General features: G+C 62.8%; 20 protein-coding genes. All 20 read right to left on the bottom strand.

Annotation, left to right across the window (positions count from 1 at the left end; genetic code table 11):
• Positions 1-13: 13 nt before the first annotated feature.
• Positions 14-1,273, bottom strand: coding sequence for an urea ABC transporter substrate-binding protein (urtA, locus tag ACO550_RS11955; protein ID WP_315592137.1), 1,260 nt, complete (start codon positions 1,271-1,273; stop codon positions 14-16).
• Between the two features lie 320 nt (positions 1,274-1,593).
• Positions 1,594-1,944, bottom strand: a complete 351-nt coding sequence (gene cyoD / locus ACO550_RS11950) for a cytochrome o ubiquinol oxidase subunit IV (protein ID WP_315592138.1) — start codon at positions 1,942-1,944, stop codon at positions 1,594-1,596.
• Entirely contained in the window at positions 1,945-2,589 is a 645-nt protein-coding gene (cyoC, locus tag ACO550_RS11945; protein WP_315592139.1) for a cytochrome o ubiquinol oxidase subunit III, read from the bottom strand. It abuts the gene before it with no gap.
• A gap of 5 nt (positions 2,590-2,594) precedes the next feature.
• Positions 2,595-4,568 carry a cytochrome o ubiquinol oxidase subunit I gene (gene cyoB, locus ACO550_RS11940; protein WP_315592293.1) on the bottom strand — a complete coding sequence of 658 codons (1,974 nt, stop codon included), beginning with the start codon at positions 4,566-4,568 and terminating at the stop codon, positions 2,595-2,597.
• A gap of 8 nt (positions 4,569-4,576) precedes the next feature.
• Positions 4,577-5,545, bottom strand: coding sequence for a ubiquinol oxidase subunit II (gene cyoA, locus ACO550_RS11935; protein ID WP_315592140.1), 969 nt, complete (start codon positions 5,543-5,545; stop codon positions 4,577-4,579).
• Positions 5,546-6,130: 585 nt separating this feature from the next.
• A complete protein-coding gene (locus ACO550_RS11930; protein ID WP_315592141.1) occupies positions 6,131-6,604 on the bottom strand; it encodes a MaoC/PaaZ C-terminal domain-containing protein in 474 nt (157 codons plus the stop codon).
• A gap of 39 nt (positions 6,605-6,643) precedes the next feature.
• A complete protein-coding gene (locus ACO550_RS11925; protein WP_315592142.1) occupies positions 6,644-7,096 on the bottom strand; it encodes a MaoC/PaaZ C-terminal domain-containing protein in 453 nt (150 codons plus the stop codon).
• Between the two features lie 64 nt (positions 7,097-7,160).
• Positions 7,161-8,279: an acyl-CoA dehydrogenase family protein gene (locus ACO550_RS11920; RefSeq protein ID WP_315592143.1), complete on the bottom strand. Its 1,119-nt coding sequence runs from the start codon at positions 8,277-8,279 to the stop codon at positions 7,161-7,163.
• 13 nt (positions 8,280-8,292) lie between these two features.
• The gene (locus ACO550_RS11915; protein WP_315592144.1) at positions 8,293-9,495 is read right to left on the bottom strand and encodes an acyl-CoA dehydrogenase family protein; all 1,203 of its coding nucleotides are present in this window, start codon (positions 9,493-9,495) and stop codon (positions 8,293-8,295) included.
• A 90-nt stretch (positions 9,496-9,585) separates the two neighbouring features.
• Positions 9,586-10,053, bottom strand: coding sequence for a DUF1178 family protein (locus tag ACO550_RS11910; protein ID WP_315592145.1), 468 nt, complete (start codon positions 10,051-10,053; stop codon positions 9,586-9,588).
• A gap of 197 nt (positions 10,054-10,250) precedes the next feature.
• Positions 10,251-10,898 carry an NUDIX domain-containing protein gene (locus ACO550_RS11905; RefSeq protein WP_315592146.1) on the bottom strand — a complete coding sequence of 216 codons (648 nt, stop codon included), beginning with the start codon at positions 10,896-10,898 and terminating at the stop codon, positions 10,251-10,253.
• 41 nt (positions 10,899-10,939) lie between these two features.
• A complete protein-coding gene (locus ACO550_RS11900) occupies positions 10,940-11,248 on the bottom strand; it encodes a DUF2818 family protein (RefSeq protein WP_315592147.1) in 309 nt (102 codons plus the stop codon).
• A gap of 23 nt (positions 11,249-11,271) precedes the next feature.
• Complete coding sequence (gene nuoN, locus ACO550_RS11895; RefSeq protein WP_315592148.1) at positions 11,272-12,747, bottom strand: NADH-quinone oxidoreductase subunit NuoN; 1,476 nt, start codon at positions 12,745-12,747, stop codon at positions 11,272-11,274.
• Between the two features lie 19 nt (positions 12,748-12,766).
• Complete coding sequence (locus ACO550_RS11890; RefSeq protein ID WP_315592149.1) at positions 12,767-14,233, bottom strand: NADH-quinone oxidoreductase subunit M; 1,467 nt, start codon at positions 14,231-14,233, stop codon at positions 12,767-12,769.
• Between the two features lie 27 nt (positions 14,234-14,260).
• On the bottom strand, positions 14,261-16,345 hold the full coding sequence (gene nuoL / locus ACO550_RS11885; RefSeq protein ID WP_315592150.1) for an NADH-quinone oxidoreductase subunit L: 2,085 nt from the start codon (positions 16,343-16,345) through the stop codon (positions 14,261-14,263).
• Positions 16,346-16,404: 59 nt separating this feature from the next.
• Entirely contained in the window at positions 16,405-16,710 is a 306-nt protein-coding gene (gene nuoK, locus ACO550_RS11880) for an NADH-quinone oxidoreductase subunit NuoK (protein WP_029050842.1), read from the bottom strand.
• 17 nt (positions 16,711-16,727) lie between these two features.
• Positions 16,728-17,369 carry an NADH-quinone oxidoreductase subunit J gene (locus ACO550_RS11875; protein ID WP_315592151.1) on the bottom strand — a complete coding sequence of 214 codons (642 nt, stop codon included), beginning with the start codon at positions 17,367-17,369 and terminating at the stop codon, positions 16,728-16,730.
• Between the two features lie 182 nt (positions 17,370-17,551).
• The gene (gene nuoI / locus ACO550_RS11870; RefSeq protein WP_315592294.1) at positions 17,552-18,040 is read right to left on the bottom strand and encodes an NADH-quinone oxidoreductase subunit NuoI; all 489 of its coding nucleotides are present in this window, start codon (positions 18,038-18,040) and stop codon (positions 17,552-17,554) included.
• A gap of 74 nt (positions 18,041-18,114) precedes the next feature.
• Positions 18,115-19,179, bottom strand: a complete 1,065-nt coding sequence (nuoH, locus tag ACO550_RS11865; protein ID WP_315592152.1) for an NADH-quinone oxidoreductase subunit NuoH — start codon at positions 19,177-19,179, stop codon at positions 18,115-18,117.
• 18 nt (positions 19,180-19,197) lie between these two features.
• Complete coding sequence (gene nuoG, locus ACO550_RS11860) at positions 19,198-21,567, bottom strand: NADH-quinone oxidoreductase subunit NuoG (RefSeq protein WP_315592153.1); 2,370 nt, start codon at positions 21,565-21,567, stop codon at positions 19,198-19,200.
• Between the last annotated feature and the right edge of the window lies 1 nt (position 21,568).

Raw genomic sequence — 21,568 nt, 5'->3', positions numbered from 1 at the left:
GCTATCGGCTGGCTTAGTTGCCGCCGACCTTGTCGGCCTTGCCTTCGTTACCCGCGATGAACGGGCTCCACGGTTGTGCACGGATCGGCTTCGGCGTCTTCCAGACCACGTTGAACTGGCCGTCACCCTTGACTTCGCCGATCATCACCGGCTTGTAGAGGTGATGGTTGTCGCCCATCGTCAGGGTGAAGCCGTCCGGCGACTTGAAGGTCTGGCCGTACATGGCCGCGCGGACCTTGTCCACATCGGTCGTACCGGCCTTCTTCACGGCCTGGGCCCACATATGGATGCCGACGTAGGTGGCTTCCATCGGATCGTTGGTCACGCGCTTGTCGCCGCCGGGCAGGTTGTTGGCCTTGACCCAAGCCGCCCATTGCTTCTTGAACGCATCGTTCTCAGGATTCTTGACCGACATGAAGTAGTTCCATGCGGCCAGATGGCCCACCAGCGGCTTGGTGTCGATGCCGCGCAGTTCCTCTTCACCCACCGAGAACGCCACCACCGGCACGTCCTTGGCCTTCAGCCCGGCGTTGCCCAGTTCCTTGTAGAACGGCACGTTCGAATCGCCGTTGATGGTCGAGATCACGGCCGTCTTGCCGCCCTGCGAGAACTTCTTGATGTTGGCGACGATGGTCTGGTAGTCGCTATGGCCGAACGGGGTGTAGACCTCTTCGATATCCTTGTCGGCAACGCCCTTGCTCTTCAGGAACGCGCGCAGGATCTTGTTGGTGGTACGCGGATAGACGTAGTCGGTACCCAGCAGGAAGAAGCGCTTGGCACCGCCGCCTTCCTTGCTCATCAGGTATTCCACGGCCGGGATCGCCTGCTGGTTCGGTGCCGCGCCCGTGTAGAACACGTTCTTCGACATTTCCTCGCCTTCGTACTGCACCGGGTAGAACAGCAGCGCGTTGGTCTCTTCATAGACCGGGAGCACCGACTTGCGCGACACCGATGTCCAGCAACCGAACGTCACGGCAACCTTGTCCTTGGTGATCAGCTGACGGGCCTTTTCGGCGAACAGCGGCCAGTTCGACGCGGGGTCCACCACCACGGGCTCGAGCTTGCGGCCCAGCACGCCACCGCTCTTGTTGATCTCGTCGATCGTCATCAGCGCCACGTCCTTGAGCGACGTCTCGGAGATGGCCATCGTGCCCGACAGCGAGTGCAGGATGCCGATCTTGATCGGTTCCTTGGTTTGCGCCATCAGCGGGCTGGTACCGATCATCGCCGCGGCGGCTACCGCCGACAGCTTCAGCATGTCACGTCGTTTCATTGCAGCTCCCAGTTCGTCCAGTTTGTCGTGTGTGATTAGGGACTACGCACCCCGGGTGATGCTTCTGCAACTAGCGTGCCATGGCTGGGGGCAACGGCGACGTGACAAATCGGCGAAGGGAAGAATGCGACGCACCATGTCGGTGCCAGGCTGGTGAAGCCCGATGAAGGCGGCTGTGCACCGGCAGCGTGCATGGCAACGAAGCGGTGCATGCCGGGGTGCGATCGGTGCCGTGCGCACCGTTCGAATGCCACTTGTCCGGCAAGCAAAAAAAAACGGGACCCCTGGGGGTCCCGTTCTTCAACAGCATGCGAGGAAGCTTACTTCGACATCCACGGCATCATGTTGGCGTTCATGTTGTGCATGATCCAGAGCGAACCGGCCAGCACGATGAACAGGATCAATACCGTGAACAGCAGCGCCATCACGTTCCAGCGCTGGCCGTCGGTACCGTCCAGGTGCAGGAAGTACTTCAGGTGCACGATGATCTGGACCACGGCCATGCCGAGGATGATCCAGAGCGTGGTGGCACGATCGATCGAGCCGTCCATCACGATCTTGAACGGGATCACGGTCAGGATCACTGCCAGCACGAAGCCGATCACATACGACTTGACGCTGCTGTGGCCATGCGACGCGCCGTGGGCGGTCGTAGCGTGTTGCTGTGCCATTTACATTGCTCCCATCAGGTAGACGACGGTGAACACACCAATCCAGACCACGTCCAGAAAGTGCCAGAACAGGCTGAGGCAGTTCAGGCGCTTGGACACGGCCGGGGTCAGGCCCTTCTTCGACAGCTGGTACATCAGCACCAGCATCCACACCATGCCGCTCGCCACGTGCAGGCCGTGAGTACCCACTAGCGTGAAGAACGACGACAGGAACGCGCTGCGGCTTGGGCCGGCGCCTTCATGGATCAGGTGCGCGAATTCGTTGATTTCCATCGCCATGAAGCCGGCGCCAAGCAGGAACGTCACGAACAGCCAGAACATCACGCGGCCCTTCTGCTGGTTCTGCAGCGACACCATGGCAAAGCCATAGGTGATCGACGAGAACAGCAGGATGGCGGTTTCCACGAGCACGTAGTTGAGCTCGAACAGCTCCTTGCCCGACGGGCCACCCGCCACTTCGCCGCGCAGGACGGCGAACGCGGCGAACAGGCACGCGAACAGGATGCAGTCGCTCATCAGGTACAGCCAGAACCCGAAGATCGTGTTCTCGCTGGTGTCGTGATGGGCGTGGTCGTGCGCCTCGTCGTGCGAGTGCGCATGCGCGGGGGCTTGCGCCCCAAAGCGGTCAAGAACTTCTGTCGACATGGTTATCAGCCCTGGGCAGCAATGCGCTGCTGATAGCGCGTTTCGATTTGCTCGACCTCGGAGGCCGGCACGTAGTAGTCGATGTGGTCATCGTTGGCGCGGCGGATGAACGCCACCACCATGCCCACCAGGCCCACGGCGGCAAGCCACCAGATGTGCCAGACCAGCGCGAAGCCCAGCGCCAGGCTCCAGGCACCCATGTAGAAGCCGGCAGCCGTGTTCTTCGGCATATGGATCTGCTCGAAGCCGTCGGTGCGCATGGTCTCGCCACGCGCCTTCATGTCGGTGAACGCGTCCAGGTCACGCACCACCGGGGTGTGCGCGAAGTTGTAGAACGGCGGCGGCGACGAAGTGGCCCATTCCAGCGTACGGCCACCCCACGGGTCGCCAGTCACGTCGGCCAGCTTCTTGCGGTCGCGGATCGACACCACGATCTGCAGCACCTGGAAGAAGATGCCCAGCGCCACGAACACCACGCCCACCACGGCCAGATGCAGCCAGGGCGTCCATTCCGGGTTGTTGGTGTGGTTCAGGCGACGGGTCATGCCCATCAGGCCCAGCACGTACAGCGGCATGAACGCGAAGTAGAAACCGACGATCCAGCACCAGAACGCGCACTTGCCCAGGCGTTCGTTCAGCTTGAAGCCGAACGCCTTCGGCCACCAGTAGGTGATGCCGGCCAGGTAGCCGAACAGCACACCGCCGATGATCACGTTGTGGAAGTGGGCGATCAGGAACAGGCTGTTGTGCAGCACGAAGTCGGCAGCCGGCACGGCCATCAGCACGCCGGTCATGCCACCGATCACGAACGTGATCATGAAGCCCAGCGTCCACAGCACCGGCGACGTGAATTGCACGCGGCCACGGTACATCGTGAACAGCCAGTTGAAGATCTTCACGCCGGTCGGGATCGAGATGATCATCGTCGTGATGCCGAAGAACGCATTCACGTTGGCGCCGGAGCCCATCGTGAAGAAGTGGTGCAGCCACACGATGAACGACAGCACCATGATCGCGCTGGTCGCGTACACCATCGACTTGTAGCCGAACAGCTTCTTGCCCGAGAACGTGGCAATGATTTCCGAGAAGATGCCGAATGCCGGCAGCACCAGGATGTAGACCTCGGGGTGGCCCCAGATCCAGATCAGGTTCACGTACATCATGGCGTTACCGCCGCCATCGTTCGTGAAGAAGTGCATGTCGAAGTAGCGGTCCAGGCCCAGCAGTGCCAGCGACACCGTCAGCACCGGGAAGGCGGCCACGATCAGCACGTTGGTGCACAGCACGGTCCAGGTGAACACCGGCATGCGCATCAGCGTCATGCCCGGGGCGCGCATCTTCAGGATCGTCACCAGGAAGTTCACGCCGGTCAGCAACGTGCCCAGCCCTGAGATCTGCAACGACCAGAGGTAGTAGTCCACCCCCACGCCAGGGCTGTAGTCCAGGCCCGACAGCGGCGGGTAGGCCAGCCAGCCGGTACGCGCGAATTCACCAACGCCCAGCGACACGTTCACCAGCAGCGCGCCGGCCACGAACAGCCAGAAGCTCAGCGTGTTCAGGAACGGGAACGCCACGTCGCGCGCGCCGATCTGCAGCGGCACCACGAGGTTCATCAGGCCCGTCATCAGCGGCATGGCCACGAAGAAGATCATGATCACGCCGTGGGCCGTGAACACCTGGTCATAGTGCTCGGGCGGCAGGAAACCGGTGGCGCCATTGGTGGCCACCGCCAGTTGGGTACGCATCATGATCGCGTCGGCAAAGCCGCGCAGCAGCATGATCAGCGCCACCAGCGAGTACATGATGCCGATGCGCTTGTGGTCGACCGAGGTAATCCACTCGGTCCACAGGTAACCCCACTTCTTGAAATACGAGATCGCACCGAGCAGCGCCAGCCCGCCAAGGGCGACGGCGGTCAGTGTGACCATGATGATCGGCTCATGAAACGGAATCGCCGACAAACTCAATTTGCCAAACATCATTGCTCCTAGATTTGCGCGCCCACGGCCGGCGTGGCCGGCGTGGTCAGGGACACACGCTCTTCGCCGAGCGTGTTACGCGACGTGCAGACCGGACCGCCATCGAAACCTTCGCGGGCGACCGCACGGCCGTCGTGGCCCATGTACTGGTGCAGGACACCGGTGAACAGACCGTCTTCGACGCGGCCGAAGTACGTCACCGGTTCTGCCTCGCTCGGCTTGGCCAGGACCTTGTAGTCCTCCGAAGCGAGCTGTTTGCTGGACGCGCGCACCTGCTCCACCCACTTGTCGAACTCGAAGTTCGACATGGCGATGGCCTTGAATTTCATGCCCGAGAAGCCGCCGCCGCTGTAGTTGGCGGACATGCCGTCGAACGTGCCGGCTTCATTGGCGATGAGGTGCAGCTTGGTTTCCATCCCGGCCATGGCGTAGACCTGGCTACCCAGTTGCGGGATGAAGAACGAATTCATGATCGAATCCGACGTGATCTTGAAGTTCACCGGGGTGCCGACCGGCAGTGCCAGCTGGTTGACCGTCGCGATCTTCAGTTCCGGATAGATGAACAGCCATTTCCAGTTCATCGCCACGGCTTCGACGGTAACCGGCTTGACGTTCGATTCGAGCGGCTTGTACGGGTCGAGATCGTGCGACGACTTCCAGGTGATGATGCCCAGCGCGATGATGATCAGGCACGGGATCAGCCATACCACCACTTCGATCCGGGTCGAGTGCGACCAGTCGGGATCATAGGTGGCCGACTTGTTGCTGGCGCGATACTTCCACGCGAACACGATCGTCAGGATGATCACTGGTACCACGACCAGCAGCATCAGCCAGGTGGCAATCAGGATGATGCCCTTGATGTCCACGCCGACCTGCCCTTTCGGGTTCATCAGCGCGAAGTCGCAGCCGGCCAGCAGGAGCAGGCCAAGGCAAGGCAGGAACCGCGTCAGGCGCGGCATTGTTGGTGTCTTCATGTCACGACGGTCTGGTTGCGCCACGCCTGTGCACAAGCGTGGCACCGCCACCCGCTGCACAAGGCAACAGGCTGGCTGGGCTGGGGAAAACCGGGGACGTGTCCAAGTGGCGCGTGCGAAAAGGGCGATGCAAACGCCTGCGGACCATGCGGCCGGGCAACGCCATGAGCGCGGCTGGACAGCAACTGACGACTGCGTGCGCGAAACGCCGGGGGCGGAAGCGTGCGCTGAGGTAACCGACTGCCTGAACTGCGATCGTTCCCGGTTCGGAGCAGCCACCGGGACAAGCGTTGTGTCACGATGTCCACGCGATTTCCGCCTGCTTTTGACCGTCACGCCAGCGCAGCGAGAGCGGTCTCCGAGCGGATATCGCATTACTTAAAACATCGTGGGCGCGACTGTACCGCAACGCAACATTGCGGGTAAACCCAAACACAACGGAAACACTGTTCTTTTAATCGGACAATGCTTGCAGGTGTCGCGCGAAGGAAACAGTCATGGCGTGATCATCTGTTTGTCGATGAATCTTCTGGACAAAAGAAAGGGGCCGCGTTCTAGCGGCCCCTTCCCTGGTGCATGGACTTCTTACGAATAGCGTCGGCTGATCGATTCCGCCACGCAGACCGGGCGCTCGCTACCCTCGCGCTCGATCGTGACTTCCCAGGTCGACTGCGCCCCGACCAGTCCGTTCCCGGCCGGCTCGAGCCGCTCGACCTTGAGCAGCTTCACGCGTCCGCGCAGCCGGCTGCCGACCGGCACCGGCGAGGTGAATCGCACACGGTTCAGGCCGTAGTTGACGCCCATCTTGACGCCTTCCATATGGATCGCGTTGTGCATGAACTGCGGCAGCAGGGACAAGGTCAGGAAGCCGTGCGCAATCGGGGCACCGAACGGCGATTCACGCTTTGCGCGCTCGACGTCGACGTGAATCCACTGGTGGTCGCCGGTGGCCTCGGCAAACAGGTTCACCTGCTGCTGCGTGATCTCGAACCAGTCGCTGATGGCCACTTCCTGGCCCTGAAGGGTTTCCAGCTCTTCCAGCGATGCGATGGTACGCATGTTAGTTGTCTCCTGCGTTGCTGTTGTGAAGGTTACAAGTCAGGCCGGGCGACGCTTGTACATGCCCATGCCTTTGACCGTGCAGACCAGCTCGCCCTTCTGGTTGCTGGCCACCCACTGGGTCAGCACCACGCCACGGTCGGGCTTCGAGCCCGACGGACGGGCCTCCAGTATCTTCAGCACGGCGGTCAGCGTGTCGCCGGCGTAGACCGGCTTGATCCAGCGGACCTCGTCCACGCCGGGCGAGCCCATGCTGGTCGAGCGGTCACCCATCGACTGTACCAGCAGCCGCATGATGATGCCGCACGTCATCCAGCCACTCGATATCAACCCGCCATAGATGCTCTTCTGCGCGGCCTCTTTGTCTACATGGAACGGTTGCGGGTCGTACTGGCGCGCAAACGCGATGATCTCTTCCTCGGTCACGTGATAGCTGCCGAGCGGAATCTCGCTGCCAACGACATAGTCTTCGAAATACATCTTGTCCGACATGGGGGCTCCAAAGCAAAAAACCGCGCTCGGGGTCGCCGGCGCGGTTCAGGGTCATACGGTTCGATCAGGCGGCTTCCTGGAAGCCAGCCTGGCTGGCGAAGCGGCCCAGATGGTGGTCCACATCGCCAAACGTCGTGTTGATCAGCGTCAGCCGCTTGAACATGTGCGCGGCCGGCAATTCGTCGGTCACACCCATGCCGCCGTGGATCTGCACCGCCTCCTGGCCCACCGAGCGGGCTGCCTGGCCCACGCGCGCCTTGGCGGCGGACACATAGCGGCGGCGCTCCTCGGGGCTGGCCGCCTCGAATTGCGCAGCAGCCAGCAGCGTGATCGAGCGCGACTGCTCGGCATGGATGAACATCTCGACCATGCGATGCTGCAGCGCCTGGAACCGTGCGATGGGCACGCCGAACTGCTGGCGCGTCTTCGCGTATTCGAGCGTGGCGGCGTTCAGCGTGTCCATCACGCCAACCGCTTCGGCGCACAGCAGCACGGCGGCGTAGTCCGCCGTGGCCTCGACCACTTCGTAGCCCTTGCCTTCGGTGCCGATCAGCGTGGCCGGGGCGTCCGTGAAGGTCACGTCGGCGGCGCGCAGGTTGTCGATCGTTCGGTAGTCCTTGACGCTGACGCCCGCGCCCTTGGTATCGACCACGAACACGGAGATGCCGTCGCGATCGGACTGGCCGCCACCGGTGCGCGCCGACACCACGAGCTTGTCGGCCTGGGCGCCGTGGATCACCACCACCTTGCGGCCATTGAGCTTGCCGCCCTTGGCCGTCACGGTCACGTTGTTCAGTTCATAGCGCGCCTGGGGCTCGTTGAACGCCGTGGCCAGCTTCAGTTCACCGCCGGCCACCTGCTCGAGCAGCGCTTCCTGACCACCGGCCACCTTCAGCGCATGCGCGGCCACCACGGTGGCGAAGTACGGTTCCACGACCAGGCCGCGGCCCAGTTGCTCCTGTACCACCATCATGTCGACGGCCGTACCCGAGAAACCGCCCTGCGCTTCGGGCACCGGCAGCGCGGTCAGGCCCAGTTCGACCAGCGCGCCCCAGGCCTGCTCGCCGTAGCCGGCATCGGTCTTGATGTTCTTCTTGCGCGATTCGAAATCGTAGCTTTTCTCGACAAAGCGGCGGATCGCGTCGGCCAGTTGCTTCTGTTCGTCGCTGAGATTGAAGTTCATGTTGCGTGTCTCCTCACAGCCCCAGAATCATCTGGCTGATGATGTTCTTTTGGATTTCGTTGGAACCACCGTAGATCGACGTCTTGCGGTAGTTGAAGTAGAACGCGGCCAGCGGCGCGGCGTCGTCGTAGCCGGTCACCGAGTGTTCGTGCTCGCACTCGAGGTAGGCCGTATCGAACGGCTGGGCATACGGGCCGACGGCTTCGACCATCAGTTCGGTCAGCATCTGCTGGATCTCGGTGCCCTTGATCTTGAGCATCGAGGCCTCGGGGCCAGGGCCCTTGCCGGCCGCTTCGCTCGACACCACGCGCAGCACCGTGATCTCGAGTGCCATCAGTTCGATTTCCAGTGCGGCCACCTTGGCGCCGAACACCGGATCCTCCAGCAGCGGCTTGCCGTTCTTCTGCTGCTGGCGGGCCACGCGCTTCAGGAAGCCCAGTTCGCGCTTCGAGGCACCCACGCGGGCAATGCCGGTACGCTCGTGGCCGAGCAGGTACTTGGCGTACGTCCAGCCACGGTTTTCTTCACCAACGCGGTTCTCGACCGGCACCTGGACGTTGTCGAAGAACACCTCGTTCACTTCATGCTCTTCGTCGAGCATGATGATCGGGCGCACGGTGATGCCCGGGGTCTTCATGTCGATCAGCAGGAACGAGATGCCTTCCTGCTTCTTGGCTTCCGGGTCGGTGCGCACCAAGCAGAAGATCATGTCGGCGTGCTGGCCCAACGTGGTCCAGGTCTTCTGGCCGTTCACGATGTAGTGCTTGCCGTCCGAGGTCAGTTCGGCGCGCGTCTTCAGCGACGCCAGGTCGGAACCCGAACCCGGCTCCGAATAGCCCTGGCACCACCAGTCGGTGCAATCGAGGATACGCGGCAGGTAGTACGACTTCTGCTCGGCATTGCCGTACTTCATGATCACCGGCGCCACCATGGCCACGCCGAACGGCAGCACGCCGGGCGCGCCGACGCGGGCATTTTCCTCGTCCCAGATATGGCGCTGCGTGGCGTTCCAGCCCGTGCCACCAAACTCGACCGGCCAGTGCGGCGCCGACCAGCCCTTGCCGGCCAGCGTCTTGTGCCAGAGCACGAGGTCGTCGCGGTTGGGACGGCGGTGGTTGAGAACCTTGCCGCGGATATCCGCCGGCAGGTTGGCTTCGAGCCAGCTGCGCACTTCCTGACGGAAGGCGTTGTCGGCCGCCGAGTAGTTGAGATCCATGCCCGTCTCCATTGGTGGTGCCGGCGGGCGCCGGCCGTTTGTTTTACCTGCGCATCGCTGCGCTGGTAGAACCGGGCACAGGATGCTTGTTCAGTGGGCCGTCTGCTTCAATGCATCGGGCACGATGAGCGGAAAGGTGTCGATACCCTCGTCGGCCAGCGCCTGCACGTCCTCGGGGGTTGCCGAACCGCGGATGCCGCGCTCGGGTGCCTCCTCGTAATGCATGCGCCGCGCTTCTTCCACGAAGCGGTCTCCCACGTCCTCGGTCTGCGCCAGCACCTGCCGCACGGCCTTCAGGTAGTGCGCCTGCAGCGCCTGCATCATCTGCTGCGCGTCGGCCTTGCCTTCATCGCCGTTGCGGGCCTGCGTCGGCGCCGGCTTCGCGGTGGCCCCTGAAAGATTCAGGCGCGGTGCGCTGGGCAGGCGGCTGACCGCATGGTCGCCACAGACCGGACATTGGACGAGATCGCGCGCGATCTGCGATTGCGCATCTTCCTCCGAGGCGAACCAGCCCTCGAAACGATGGTCTTGCGCACAGCGCAGGTCGAGCACCTTCATGATCTTTCCAGCCCGTCGGGGCAATGTTAGCCGTGAATCGAAATTTTGTGAACGGTCGTGCTAATTTTTTTCGCGACCGTTTTCGCCTGGCAGGATGCGTGCAAAACACAATCGCGCCAAACGCACTGCTCCGGCCTGCCAAACCAAGGGAAAACCCCTGTCGGCAGCCGCAGCAAGCTTAGCAGCAAAGTGGCATTTCAGCCGGCCGCCCGGGCGGCCGGGAACGGCGGTTCGGCCAGTTCGCCCGGCTGCCATGCCCCCGAGGCGATCTTCTCGAGCCAGAACGCACCGATGATCGTCTTCACATCGGTGATCCGGCCTTGCCGAACCCAGTCGATCACCTGCCCCACGGGCGTGATGAAGGTCTCCAGGAATTCACCGTCGTCGAGTTTCGATTCGCCGGCCGTCAGGTCGCGCGCCAGGAACAGGTCGATGAATTCGGTCGAATAGGAAATTACCGGGTGGATGCGGGTCAGGTAGTCCCAGCGTTGCGCGGTGTAGCCGGTTTCCTCGATCAGTTCGCGCTGGCCGCAGCGCAGCGCGCCCTCTTCCGGATCGAGCTTGCCGGCCGGGAATTCGAGCATGACCTCGCCCACCGGATAACGGAACTGGCGTTCCATCAGCACCGTGCCATCGTCGAACAGCGGAATCATCATGACCGCGCCCGGATGCAGCACGTACTCGCGCGCGGCCTGCTTGCCGTCGGGCAGGCGCACGATATCGTGTTTGAGGGTCAGGAATTTACCGCGGTGGATGGTCGCCGAGGCTACCGGCGTTTCGCGGAGATGATCGTCCTCTTGCGTGGACGATTGCGCGGACGATGTTGCGGAAGTCTTGTCGGTCATGAACGCTCCGGGTAAGGCACGGGCCCGGAGCTGGCAAGCCCTCAGGCCGTACGATGTTTGACCAGGTATTGCCAGGTGAAGCCTGGAAAGGCAAACACCAGCATCATGCAGGCGGTAATGGCATAGAACTGCCAGCCCTGCGGGAAAGCATTGCCAAGGCTTGCTTCCACCGCAAAGCCGGCCAGGCCGGCCACCGCGTAGCAGACGACCAGTTCCACCGCGCGCAGCCACAGCGGCTTGCGGGCCCACTTGAGGCCCACCGCCGCGAACAGGCGCTGGTTGACGAACGGCAGGTTGGCACAAACCAGTGCCAGCAGAATGACAAACCAGCCGCCCGCCGAGGAACTCATATCGTCACCTTTGGCTTATGCAATCACGATGCCAGCGTCGCGCGGATGGCCTGGTAGCACAGGTTCATCAGCGCAGCCGGGAACAGGCCCAGCAGGATCACGGCCAACCCGTTCAGGCTCAGCACCGAACGCAGGCCGGTAGATGCTTCCAGCGGCTCTTCGCCAACCGGGGCATCGAAGTACATCAGCTTCACGATGCGCAGGTAGTAGAACGCGCCGATCAGCGAGAACACCACGGCCACCACGGCCAGCCAGCTCATGCCGGCCTTGACCACGGCCTGCAGCACGGCCAGCTTGGCGTAGAAGCCCACGGTCGGCGGAATGCCGGCCATCGAGAACATCATCACCAGCATCAGCAGCGCAAACCACGGATGACGGCGCGACATGCCCTTCAGGTCTTCCAGCGTCTCGGCTTCGAAACCGCGGCGCGTACGGATCAGGATCAGGCCGAACGTGCCGAGCGTGGTCAGCATGTACGTGATCGAGTAGAACATCGACGAGCTGTACGCATTGGCCGCGCCATCCGCCTGGCCAGCCACCACGCCGGACAGCATGCCCAGCAGGATGAAGCCCATGTGCGAGATGGTCGAGTAAGCCAGCATCCGCTTCAGGTTGGTCTGCACGATCGCGGTCAGGTTGCCGATCGCCAGCGAGGCAATCGACAGCACCACCAGCATCGTCTGCCAATCGGTGGCCAGCGGGAGCAGGCCTTCCACCAGCACGCGCATGATCAGCGCGAAGGCGGCAACCTTCGGACCGGCGGCAATCAGCAGCGTCACCGCGGTCGGCGAACCCTGGTAGATGTCCGGAATCCACATGTGGAACGGTGCGGCGCCAAGCTTGAACGACAGGCCAGCCACGATGAACACCACGCCGAAGGCCAGCATTGTCGTGTTGACGCGGCCCGACTCGACCACGCGGAACACTTCGCCCAGGTTCAGCGAGCCCGTGGCGCCGTACATCATCGACATGCCGTAGAGCAGGAAGCCCGAAGCCAGCGCACCGAGCACGAAGTACTTGATGGCCGATTCCGACGTCACGCGCGAATCGCGGCGCAGCGCCACCAGTGCGTACGACGACAGCGACAGCAGTTCCAGGCCCAGGTACAGCGTCAGGAAGTTGTTGCCGGTGATCATCACGATCTGGCCGCCAAGCGTGAACAGCGCGAGCATGTAGAACTCGCCGGCGTACATGTCGCGCTCACCGAGGTAGTTGCGCGTGTAGACCAGCGTCAGCAGCATGCCCAGCGAACAGAACGCCGACAGCACGTTGGCCATCGGGTCGATCACGACCAGGTTGGCGAATGCGTAGTGCGTTTCGCCGTTGGCCGCGTTCAGCGCGAACCATACGGTCAGCACCAGCGTGGTCAGCAGCGAGAGCGGGTACGCCACGCTCGAGCGGGCCTTGCCGCGCGCCAGGTCGATCCAGTTGATCGCCGCGATGGCGATCGCCAGGAAGATGATTGGCGCGACCGGCGCCAGGCTAGAGGACGATTGCATGTTGATTTCTCTCCCCCGCTTACAGCTTGGACTGTGCCACGTGGGACAGCAGGTTCACCACCGAGGCGTGCATCACATCGGTGAAGGGTTTCGGGTACAGGCCCATGTACAGCGTCAGGATGGCCAGCAGGCCAAGCATCACGAATTCACGCTTGTTCAGGTCCAGCAGTTCGCGCACATGCTGGTGCACGATGTCGCCGAAGATCACGCGCTTGACCATCCACAGCGAGTAGGCCGCGCCGAAGATCAGTGCCGTGGCGGCCAGCAGGCCGATCCAGAAGTTGAACTTGACGGCACCCAGGATCACCATGAATTCGCCCACGAAGCCCGACGTTGCCGGCAGGCCGCAGTTGGCCATGGCGAAGAACACCGAGAATGCGGCGAACTTCGGCATCACGTTCACCACACCGCCGTAGTCGGCGATCTGGCGCGAGTGCACGCGGTCATACAGCACGCCGATGCACAGGAACATCGCGCCCGACACGAAACCGTGCGAGATCATCTGGATGATGCCGCCTTCGATGCCGATGTCGTTGAAGATGAAGAAGCCCAGCGTCACGAAACCCATGTGGGCAATCGACGAGTACGCCACCAGCTTCTTCATGTCGGCCTGTACCAGCGCCACGAGGCCGATGTAGATCACCGCGATCAGCGAGATCGTGATGATGAACGGCGCCAGGTAGTGGCTGGCATCCGGGGCGATCGGCAGCGAGAACCGCAGGAAACCGTAGGCGCCCAGCTTCAGCATGATCGCGGCCAGCACCACGGAACCACCGGTCGGTGCTTCCACGTGGGCATCGGGCAGCCAGGTATGCACCGGCCACATCGGCACCTTCACGGCGAAAGCCATGAAGAACGCCAGGAAGATCAGGACCTGCTCTTCGAACGTCAGCTTGGCCTGGTGCCAGGCCAGGATGTCGAACGAACCGGTCTTGTTGTACAGGTACAGCAGCGCGACCAGTGTCAGCAGCGAGCCGAGCAGCGTGTAGAGGAAGAACTTGAATGCGGCGTACACGCGGTTCGGACCACCCCAGACACCGATGATGATGTACATCGGGATCAGCGTGGCTTCGAAGAACACGTAGAACAGCATGCCGTCCAGCGCGCAGAACACGCCGACCATCAGGCCCGACAGGATCAGGAACGCGGCCATGTACTCAGCCACACGTTCGGTGATCACTTCCCAGGCCGAGATCACGACGATCACGGTGATGAACGCGGTCAGCACCACGAACCACATCGAGATGCCGTCCACACCCAGGTGGTAGGCAATGTTGAAGCGGTCGATCCAGTTCGCCTGTTCGACGAACTGCATGGCGGCAGTGGAAGTATCGAAGTGGAAGACCAGCGGCAGCGTCACCACGAAGCTGGCGACGGCGCCAAACAGCGACATCCAGCGCACGAAGCACTTGCTGCGGTCGGAACCGAACATCAATACCAGCAGGCCGAAGAAGATTGGCAGCCAGATTGCGAGAGACAGAACCATTTCTTTGTTTTCCTTACTTGGTGCCTATCACTTGGTGCCTATCACGCCAGTGACCGTCAGCGTCAGGAGCACCAGCATGCCGATAATCATCGCGAAAGCGTAATGGTAGATATAGCCGGACTGGATGTAACGGCTGGCCGCGGCGAACGAAGCCACCACGCGAGCCGAACCATTGACGAACAGGCCGTCGATAAAGCTCTGGTCGCCGCCCTTCCACAGGCCGGTACCCAGCAGGCGCGCACCGCGGGCAAACACTGCCTGGTTGAACGCATCCATGTAGTACTTGTTGTCCAGCAGCTTGTAGACACCCGAGAAACGCTGCTTGATCGCTTCGGGGATATCCGGGCGCTTCATGTAGAAGAACCACGACAGCACCACGCCGGCGATGGCCAGCCACAGTACCGGGGTCGTCAGCGAATGGATCGCCATCGGCACCCAGCCGTGGAACGCTTCCTTCAGCTCTTCCATGGCGTGGTGATTCTCGCCAACGAAGATCACGTCCTTGAATGCCACGCCGTGCTTGAAGAAGTCACCGAACAGCATCGGCTCGATGGCGATGGCGCCCACGATCACCGACGGGATGGCCAGCAGCACCAGCGGCAGCGTCACCACCCACGGCGACTCGTGCGGCTTCTCGCCGGCGGCCAGGCCATGGTGATGGTCGTCGCCATGCGACTCCTCTTCTTCCTCGTGGTGATCTTCGTGGGCGTGGGCCTTGCCCCAGCGCTCTTCACCGTGGAACACCAGGAAGTACATGCGGAACGAGTAGAACGCGGTCACGAACACGCCAGCCAGCACGGCGAAGTACGCAAAGCCCGAACCGGCCAGGTGCGATTCCGCCACGGCCTCGATGATCGAGTCCTTCGAGTAGAAGCCCGAGAAGAACGGCGTGCCGATCAGCGCCAGCGAACCCACCAGCGAAGTGATCCACGTGATCGGCATGTACTTGCGCAGGCCGCCCATGTTGCGGATGTCCTGGTCATGGTGCATGCCGATGATCACCGAACCGGCGCCAAGGAACAGCAGTGCCTTGAAGAACGCGTGGGTCATCAGGTGGAACACGGCGACCGAGTAGGCCGACGCGCCCAGTGCCACGGTCATGTAGCCCAGCTGCGACAGCGTCGAGTAAGCCACCACGCGCTTGATGTCGTTCTGGATGATGCCCAGGAAGCCCATGAACAGCGCAGTGATCGCGCCGATCACCAGCACGAACGACAGCGCGGTATCCGACAGTTCGAACAGCGGCGACATGCGCGCCACCATGAAGATGCCGGCGGTCACCATGGTTGCCGCGTGGATCAGTGCCGAGATCGGGGTCGGGCCTTCCATCGAGTCAGGCAGCCAGACGTGCAGCGGGAACTGCGCCGACTTGCCCATCGCGCCGATGAACAGGCAGATGCACGCCACGGTGATCATCAGCCAGTCGGTGCCCGGGAAGATCACGGCCGCCAGTTGCTCGCGCTGGCCGAACACGTCGGTGTAGTTCATGCTGCCGCTGTAGGCCAGCAGCAGGCCAATGCCCAGGATGAAGCCGAAGTCGCCCACGCGGTTGACCAGGAACGCCTTCATGTTGGCGAAGATCGCGGTCGGACGCGTGTACCAGAAGCCGATCAGCAGGTACGACACCAGGCCCACAGCTTCCCAGCCGAAGAACAGCTGCAGGAAGTTGTTGCTCATCACCAGCATCAGCATCGAGAAGGTGAACAGCGAGATGTAGGCGAAGAAGCGGTTGTAGCCGGGGTCCCCTTGCATGTAGCCGACGGTGTAGATGTGCACCATCAGCGAAACGAAGGTCACCACGACCATCATCATCGCGGTCAGCGAGTCGACCAGGAAGCCGACTTCGAGCTTCAGCGAGCCGATGGTCATCCAGTCGTAGACGGTGGCGTTGTAGCCGGCGCCATCGAGCACGTCACGCAGCACCAGCAGCGAGAGCACGAAGGCGATGGCGACACCGAGGATCGTCACCGAGTGGGCCACGATCCGGCCGCCGCGCGACTCCGAGGAAAACGTGCCGAAGAACTTGGTGCCGAACAGGCCGGCTATCGCGGCGCCGGCGAGCGGCGCCAGCGGAATCGCCAGCAGCAGGTTGGGGTTGAGCGTGGTTGCCATAGGACGCTTATTGGTGTGCGGTCAGGGAGCAGTCTTGGTTCTTGACGTGGACGTTCATGTCAGCCCTTCAGGGTATCCATGTCGTCAACGTTGATCGTGTCCAGGTTACGGAACAGCACGACCAGGATTGCCAGACCGATTGCCGACTCGGCGGCGGCCACCGTAAGGATGAAGAAAACGAAAACCTGTCCGGCCAGGTCGCCCATGTAGTGCGAGAAGGCGACGAAGTTCATATTGACCGCAAGCAGCATCAGTTCGAGCGCCATCAGCAGCACGATGACGTTCTTGCGGTTCAGGAAGATGCCAACGATGCTGATCGCGAACAGGATGGCACCGAGGACGAGAAAGTGGGCGAGAGACAACACAGCGAGGTTCTCCGGGCTTAGTTCTTGTTGGCGGTTGCCGTGGCTTCCGCTTCGGCCCGGCCCTCGGCCGGCATTTTCACCATGCGCACGCGCTCGTCGCGGCGTACGCGCAGCTGGGCGCCCACATCCTGTGCCTTGACATCCTTGCGGCGGCGCAGCGTCAGCGCGACGGCTGCGATGATTGCCACCAGCAGGATGATGCCGGCCACTTCAAACGCGTACACGTAGTCCGTGTAGATCAGCTTGCCCAGTGCGGCAGTGTTCGAGTAGTTCGGATCCTGCGCGCCGGCCGGCAGCACCGCGTTGGTGGTACCGACGAAGTTGCGCACCAGCACGATGGCCATTTCGGCAATGATCAGCGCGCCAACGACCGAGGCCATCGGCACGTAGGTCCAGAAATCCCGGCGCAGGTGCTCGATGTCGATATCGATCATCATCACCACGAACAGGAACAGCACCATCACGGCGCCAACGTAGACCAGCACGAGCAGGATGGCGAGGAATTCTGCCTTCAGGATCAGCCAGATGGCCGCGGCGGTAAAGAACGCCAGGACGAGGAACAGTGCGGAATGCACCGGGTTCTTCGCGGTGATGACTTTCAGTGCGGACAGCACCAGCACCAACGCAAAGACATAGAAGATGGTGGTCGTGAGTTCCATGGTCCCTATCGGATCCTCTCTGGGCCGCGCGTCGCCAGCACCCTCCCGGGGTTGCCCTCGCTGCGCGGCATCCTTCTGGTGGCCCCTTGCGGGACCGATTCAATTTCACTTGCGGGGGCGGGCCACTGCGTGCCCTGCCCTCGCCCTGCTGATACGTTGGTACGCCGGTACGTCGATGCGCCTTAGCGGTACTTCGCGTCCGCGGCCTTGGCCGCGGCGATCTGCGGCTCGTAGCGGTCGCCCACTGCCAGCAGCATGTCCTTGGTGAAGTACAGGTCGCCGCGCTTCTCGCCGTGATACTCGAGAATATGCGTCTCGACGATTGCGTCGACCGGGCAGGCTTCTTCGCAGAAGCCGCAGAAAATGCACTTGGTCAGGTCGATGTCGTAGCGCGTGGTACGGCGCGTGCCGTCGTTACGTGCGTCCGACTCGATCGTGATGGCCATGGCCGGGCACACCGCTTCGCACAGCTTGCATGCAATGCAACGCTCTTCCCCGTTCGGGTAGCGGCGCAGTGCGTGCAGGCCGCGGAAACGCGGCGACATCGGCGTCTTCTCTTCCGGGAACTGGACAGTGATCTTGCGCGCGAAGAGATAGCGGCCGGTCAGTGCCATGCCCTTGAAGAGTTCCTTCAGGAGCAGGCTGTTGAAGAAGTCCTTGATGGCGAGCAGCATGACGATTGCTTCCTAAGTATTTCCGCGCGGTGCGCCCTGCCCTCTTGGGCGGCGCACCGTCGCCAGGCCTTTTAGTGCCAGATGTTCCACGGCGACTTGATCCAGATCGCCACAATGATCAGCCACCCCACGGTCAGCGGAATGAAAATCTTCCAGCCCAGACGCATGATCTGGTCATAGCGGTAACGCGGGAACGAGGCGCGAATCCAGATGAATACCGACAGCAGCAGGAAAACCTTGATCACGAGCCAGAAGAAGCCCGGGATCGCATTGGTGATGAAGCTCGAGAACGGCGGCGCCCAGCCACCGAGGAACAGCAACGCGGTCATCGTCGAGATGACGATCATGTTGATGTACTCGGCCAGGAAGAACAGCGCGAACGTCATGCCCGAGTATTCGATCATGTGGCCGGCCACGATTTCCGATTCGCCTTCCACCACGTCGAACGGGTGGCGGTTGGTTTCGGCCACGCCCGAGATGAAGTACACGGCGAACATCGGCAGCAGCGGAATCCAGTTCCACGACAGCACGTTGAGACCCATGTTGGCGAAGTAGCCGGTGTTCTGGCTGTTCACGATCGCCGACAGGTTCAGGCTGCCCGCCACCATCAGCACCGTCACCAGCGCGAAGCCCATGGCGATTTCATACGACACCATCTGTGCCGCGGCGCGCATGGCGCCGATGAACGCGTACTTCGAGTTCGAGGCCCAGCCAGCCAGGATCACGCCATAGACGCCCACCGAGCTGATGGCCATCACGTACAGCAGGCCGGCGTTCACGTTGGCCATTACCGCCTCGGCCTGGAACGGAATCACGGCCCACACCGCCACCGCGGGCATCAGCACCATCAGCGGAGCCACCAGGTACATGCCCCGGTTGATCTGCGACGGGAACATGACTTCCTTGAGCAGCAGCTTCAGCACGTCGGCGATCGGCTGCAGCAGGCCCAGCGGACCCACGCGGTTCGGGCCGATACGGACGTGCATCCAGCCAATCAGCTTGCGCTCCCACAGAATCAGGTAGGCCACGCACAGCAGCAGCGGCACCACAATGACCACGGCACGGATCAGGATCCACAGCGGCGTCCAGACGCTGCCGAAGATGGCCTGGCCCTGCGAGGTAATGAAGTCGATCATGTTGCTTTCTCGCTCTTCTTATACGGTGGCCGTCGCGGCGGTCTGGCCGGCCGACAGGTCGATGGCTTTTTCAACAGTGACGTTGCCGAACAGCGCGCCCAGCGTAGCCGCGGCCACGGTAGCCGCCGGCACGCGCACGGTGTTGGCCGGCAGCGTCTTTTCGAGCGCCGCGGGCAGCACCACGCTGGCACCGTCCTGCGTCACGCGCACCGGATCGCCCGCCTGTACGCCAAGGCTGGCGAACAGGTCCGGCGACAGCGCCACCTGCATGGCACGACGCGCGGCGGCAGTCAGTTGCAGCGAATCGGCACGGCGCACGATCGGGTCGGCGTGGTAGATCGGCACATCGGCGATACGCTCGACACCGTTCGCGGCTGCAGCCGTGACACGGATCGCGGCGTCGGTCGCGTTGTTCAGCTGCTCCGCCACCGGGCGGGCCAGCGCGGCATCGCGCACGGCTTCAGCGGTGTCGAAGTCGAAGCCCGGCACGTCCAGCAGGTTGCCCAGCACGCGCAGGACCTTCCAGCCCGGACGCGCTTCGCCCAGCGCACGGACCACGCCGTTGAAGCTCTGGGCACGGCCCTCGGCATTCACGAACGTACCGGCGGTTTCGGTGAACGGCGTGATCGGCAGGATCACGTCGGCGTACTGCAGCGCCGCTTCCGAGCGGAACGGCGACAGCACCACCACGGTACCGGCCTGTTGCAGCGCGGCCAGGGCCTTGCGCGCATCGGCGGTATCGAATTCCGGTTCGGCGTTCAGCACGATGTAGGCGCGGCGCGGCGCGTCGAACATCGCCTGTGCGTTGGCACCACCCTGTTGCGGCAGCGCGCCGGCAACGTAGCCGCCAACGGTGTTGGCCGCTTCGGTCAGGAAGCCCAGCGTCGCACCCGTTTCCGTGGCGATCCATTGGGCCAGCGCGTGCAGCGCCGAGAATTGCGGATGACGTACGGCTTCGTTGCCGAGGAACACCGCACGGCGTTCGCCCGACAGCAGCGCTTCGGCCACCGACTTCGCGGCGTCGCCGCCATCGAAGCCATCGGTACCGGCCGGCGCGGCCACGCCCTTGGAGGCGGCCACGGCACGGGCCACACCGGCCAGTGCGGCAGTCCAGCCCGACGGCGCCACGTCGATACGTGCAGCCACCGGCATCAGCAGGTCTTCACCGCCGGCACCGATCAGCGTCACGCGGGCACCCTTCTTCACAGCCTGGCGCAGGCGCGAGGCCAGCAGCGGATGATCCTTGCGCAGCGACGAGCCAATCACCAGCGCGCGTTGCAGCGTGGTGACCTCGGCCACCGGCAGGCCCAGCCACGGCGCGCCCTTCAGCGCTGCCGAGAAATCGGTCTGGCGCAGACGGAAGTCGATATTGTCGCTGCCCAGGCCGCGTACGAGCTTGCCCAGCAGGAACAGTTCTTCCAGCGTGCTGTGGGGGCTGGCCACGGCGGCGATCTGGTCGGCGCCATGGTCGCGCTTGATGCTGGCCAGGCCATTCGCCACGTATTCGAGCGCGGTCTGCCAGTCCGTCTCCATCCATTCGCCACCCTGCTTCAGCAGCGGGCGCGACAGACGGTCGGCACTGTTCAGGCCTTCATACGCGAAGCGGTCCTTGTCCGAGATCCAGCATTCGTTGATGTCTTCGTTTTCCAGCGGCACCACGCGCATCACGCGCTGGTTCTTGGTCTGGACCACGAGGTTGGCACCCACGCCGTCGTGCGGCGACACCGACTTGCGGCGGCCGAGTTCCCACGTACGGGCGGAATAGCGGAACGGCTTGCTGGTCAGCGCGCCAACCGGGCACAGGTCGATCATGTTGCCGGACAGTTCCGAATCAACGGTCTGGCCCACGAACGTCGTGATTTCCGAATGCTCGCCGCGGTTCAGCATGCCCAGCTCCATCACGCCGGCCACTTCCTGGCCAAAGCGCACGCAGCGGGTGCAGTGGATGCAGCGGGTCATCTCCTCCATGGAGATCAGCGGGCCCACGTTCTTGTGGAACACCACGCGCTTTTCTTCCTTGTAGCGCGACTCCGAGGCACCGTAGCCCACGGCCAGATCCTGCAGCTGGCATTCGCCGCCCTGATCGCAGATCGGGCAGTCGAGCGGGTGATTGATCAGCAGGAATTCCATCACGGACTTCTGGGCCTTGACGGCCTTTTCGGAGTTCGTGAAGACCTTCATGCCGGGCGTCACCGGAGTGGCGCACGCGGGCAGCGCCTTGGGCGCCTTTTCCACTTCGACCAGGCACATGCGGCAGTTCGCCGCGATGGACAGTTTGCGGTGGTAGCAGAAGTGCGGGATGTAGGTGCCCAGCTTGCGGGCTGCTTCCATCACGAGGCTGCCTTCCGCAACCTCTACCTTCTTGCCGTCGATCTCGAGTTCAACCATG

It is taken from the genome of Cupriavidus sp. (assembly GCF_057315035.1).
This window is presented reverse-complemented; position numbering and strand designations above follow the sequence as displayed.

Excerpts from the sequence above, each read along its gene's own strand:
- urtA (WP_315592137.1), bottom strand. The coding sequence starts at position 1,273 with ATGAAACGACGTGACATGCTGAAGCTGTCGGCGGTAGCCGCCGCGGCG.
- ACO550_RS11900 (WP_315592147.1), bottom strand. The coding sequence starts at position 11,248 with ATGAGTTCCTCGGCGGGCGGCTGGTTTGTCATTCTGCTGGCACTGGTT.
- cyoD (WP_315592138.1), bottom strand. The coding sequence starts at position 1,944 with ATGGCACAGCAACACGCTACGACCGCCCACGGCGCGTCGCATGGCCAC.
- cyoA (WP_315592140.1), bottom strand. The coding sequence starts at position 5,545 with ATGAAGACACCAACAATGCCGCGCCTGACGCGGTTCCTGCCTTGCCTT.
- ACO550_RS11915 (WP_315592144.1), bottom strand. The coding sequence starts at position 9,495 with ATGGATCTCAACTACTCGGCGGCCGACAACGCCTTCCGTCAGGAAGTG.
- nuoL (WP_315592150.1), bottom strand. The coding sequence starts at position 16,345 with ATGGCAACCACGCTCAACCCCAACCTGCTGCTGGCGATTCCGCTGGCG.
- cyoB (WP_315592293.1), bottom strand. The coding sequence starts at position 4,568 with ATGTTTGGCAAATTGAGTTTGTCGGCGATTCCGTTTCATGAGCCGATC.
- ACO550_RS11910 (WP_315592145.1), bottom strand. The coding sequence starts at position 10,053 with ATGAAGGTGCTCGACCTGCGCTGTGCGCAAGACCATCGTTTCGAGGGC.
- nuoN (WP_315592148.1), bottom strand. The coding sequence starts at position 12,747 with ATGCAATCGTCCTCTAGCCTGGCGCCGGTCGCGCCAATCATCTTCCTG.
- nuoH (WP_315592152.1), bottom strand. The coding sequence starts at position 19,179 with ATGATCGACTTCATTACCTCGCAGGGCCAGGCCATCTTCGGCAGCGTC.
- ACO550_RS11925 (WP_315592142.1), bottom strand. The coding sequence starts at position 7,096 with ATGTCGGACAAGATGTATTTCGAAGACTATGTCGTTGGCAGCGAGATT.
- ACO550_RS11920 (WP_315592143.1), bottom strand. The coding sequence starts at position 8,279 with ATGAACTTCAATCTCAGCGACGAACAGAAGCAACTGGCCGACGCGATC.
- ACO550_RS11905 (WP_315592146.1), bottom strand. The coding sequence starts at position 10,898 with ATGACCGACAAGACTTCCGCAACATCGTCCGCGCAATCGTCCACGCAA.
- nuoG (WP_315592153.1), bottom strand. The coding sequence starts at position 21,567 with ATGGTTGAACTCGAGATCGACGGCAAGAAGGTAGAGGTTGCGGAAGGC.
- ACO550_RS11890 (WP_315592149.1), bottom strand. The coding sequence starts at position 14,233 with ATGGTTCTGTCTCTCGCAATCTGGCTGCCAATCTTCTTCGGCCTGCTG.
- ACO550_RS11875 (WP_315592151.1), bottom strand. The coding sequence starts at position 17,369 with ATGGAACTCACGACCACCATCTTCTATGTCTTTGCGTTGGTGCTGGTG.
- ACO550_RS11930 (WP_315592141.1), bottom strand. The coding sequence starts at position 6,604 with ATGCGTACCATCGCATCGCTGGAAGAGCTGGAAACCCTTCAGGGCCAG.
- cyoC (WP_315592139.1), bottom strand. The coding sequence starts at position 2,589 with ATGTCGACAGAAGTTCTTGACCGCTTTGGGGCGCAAGCCCCCGCGCAT.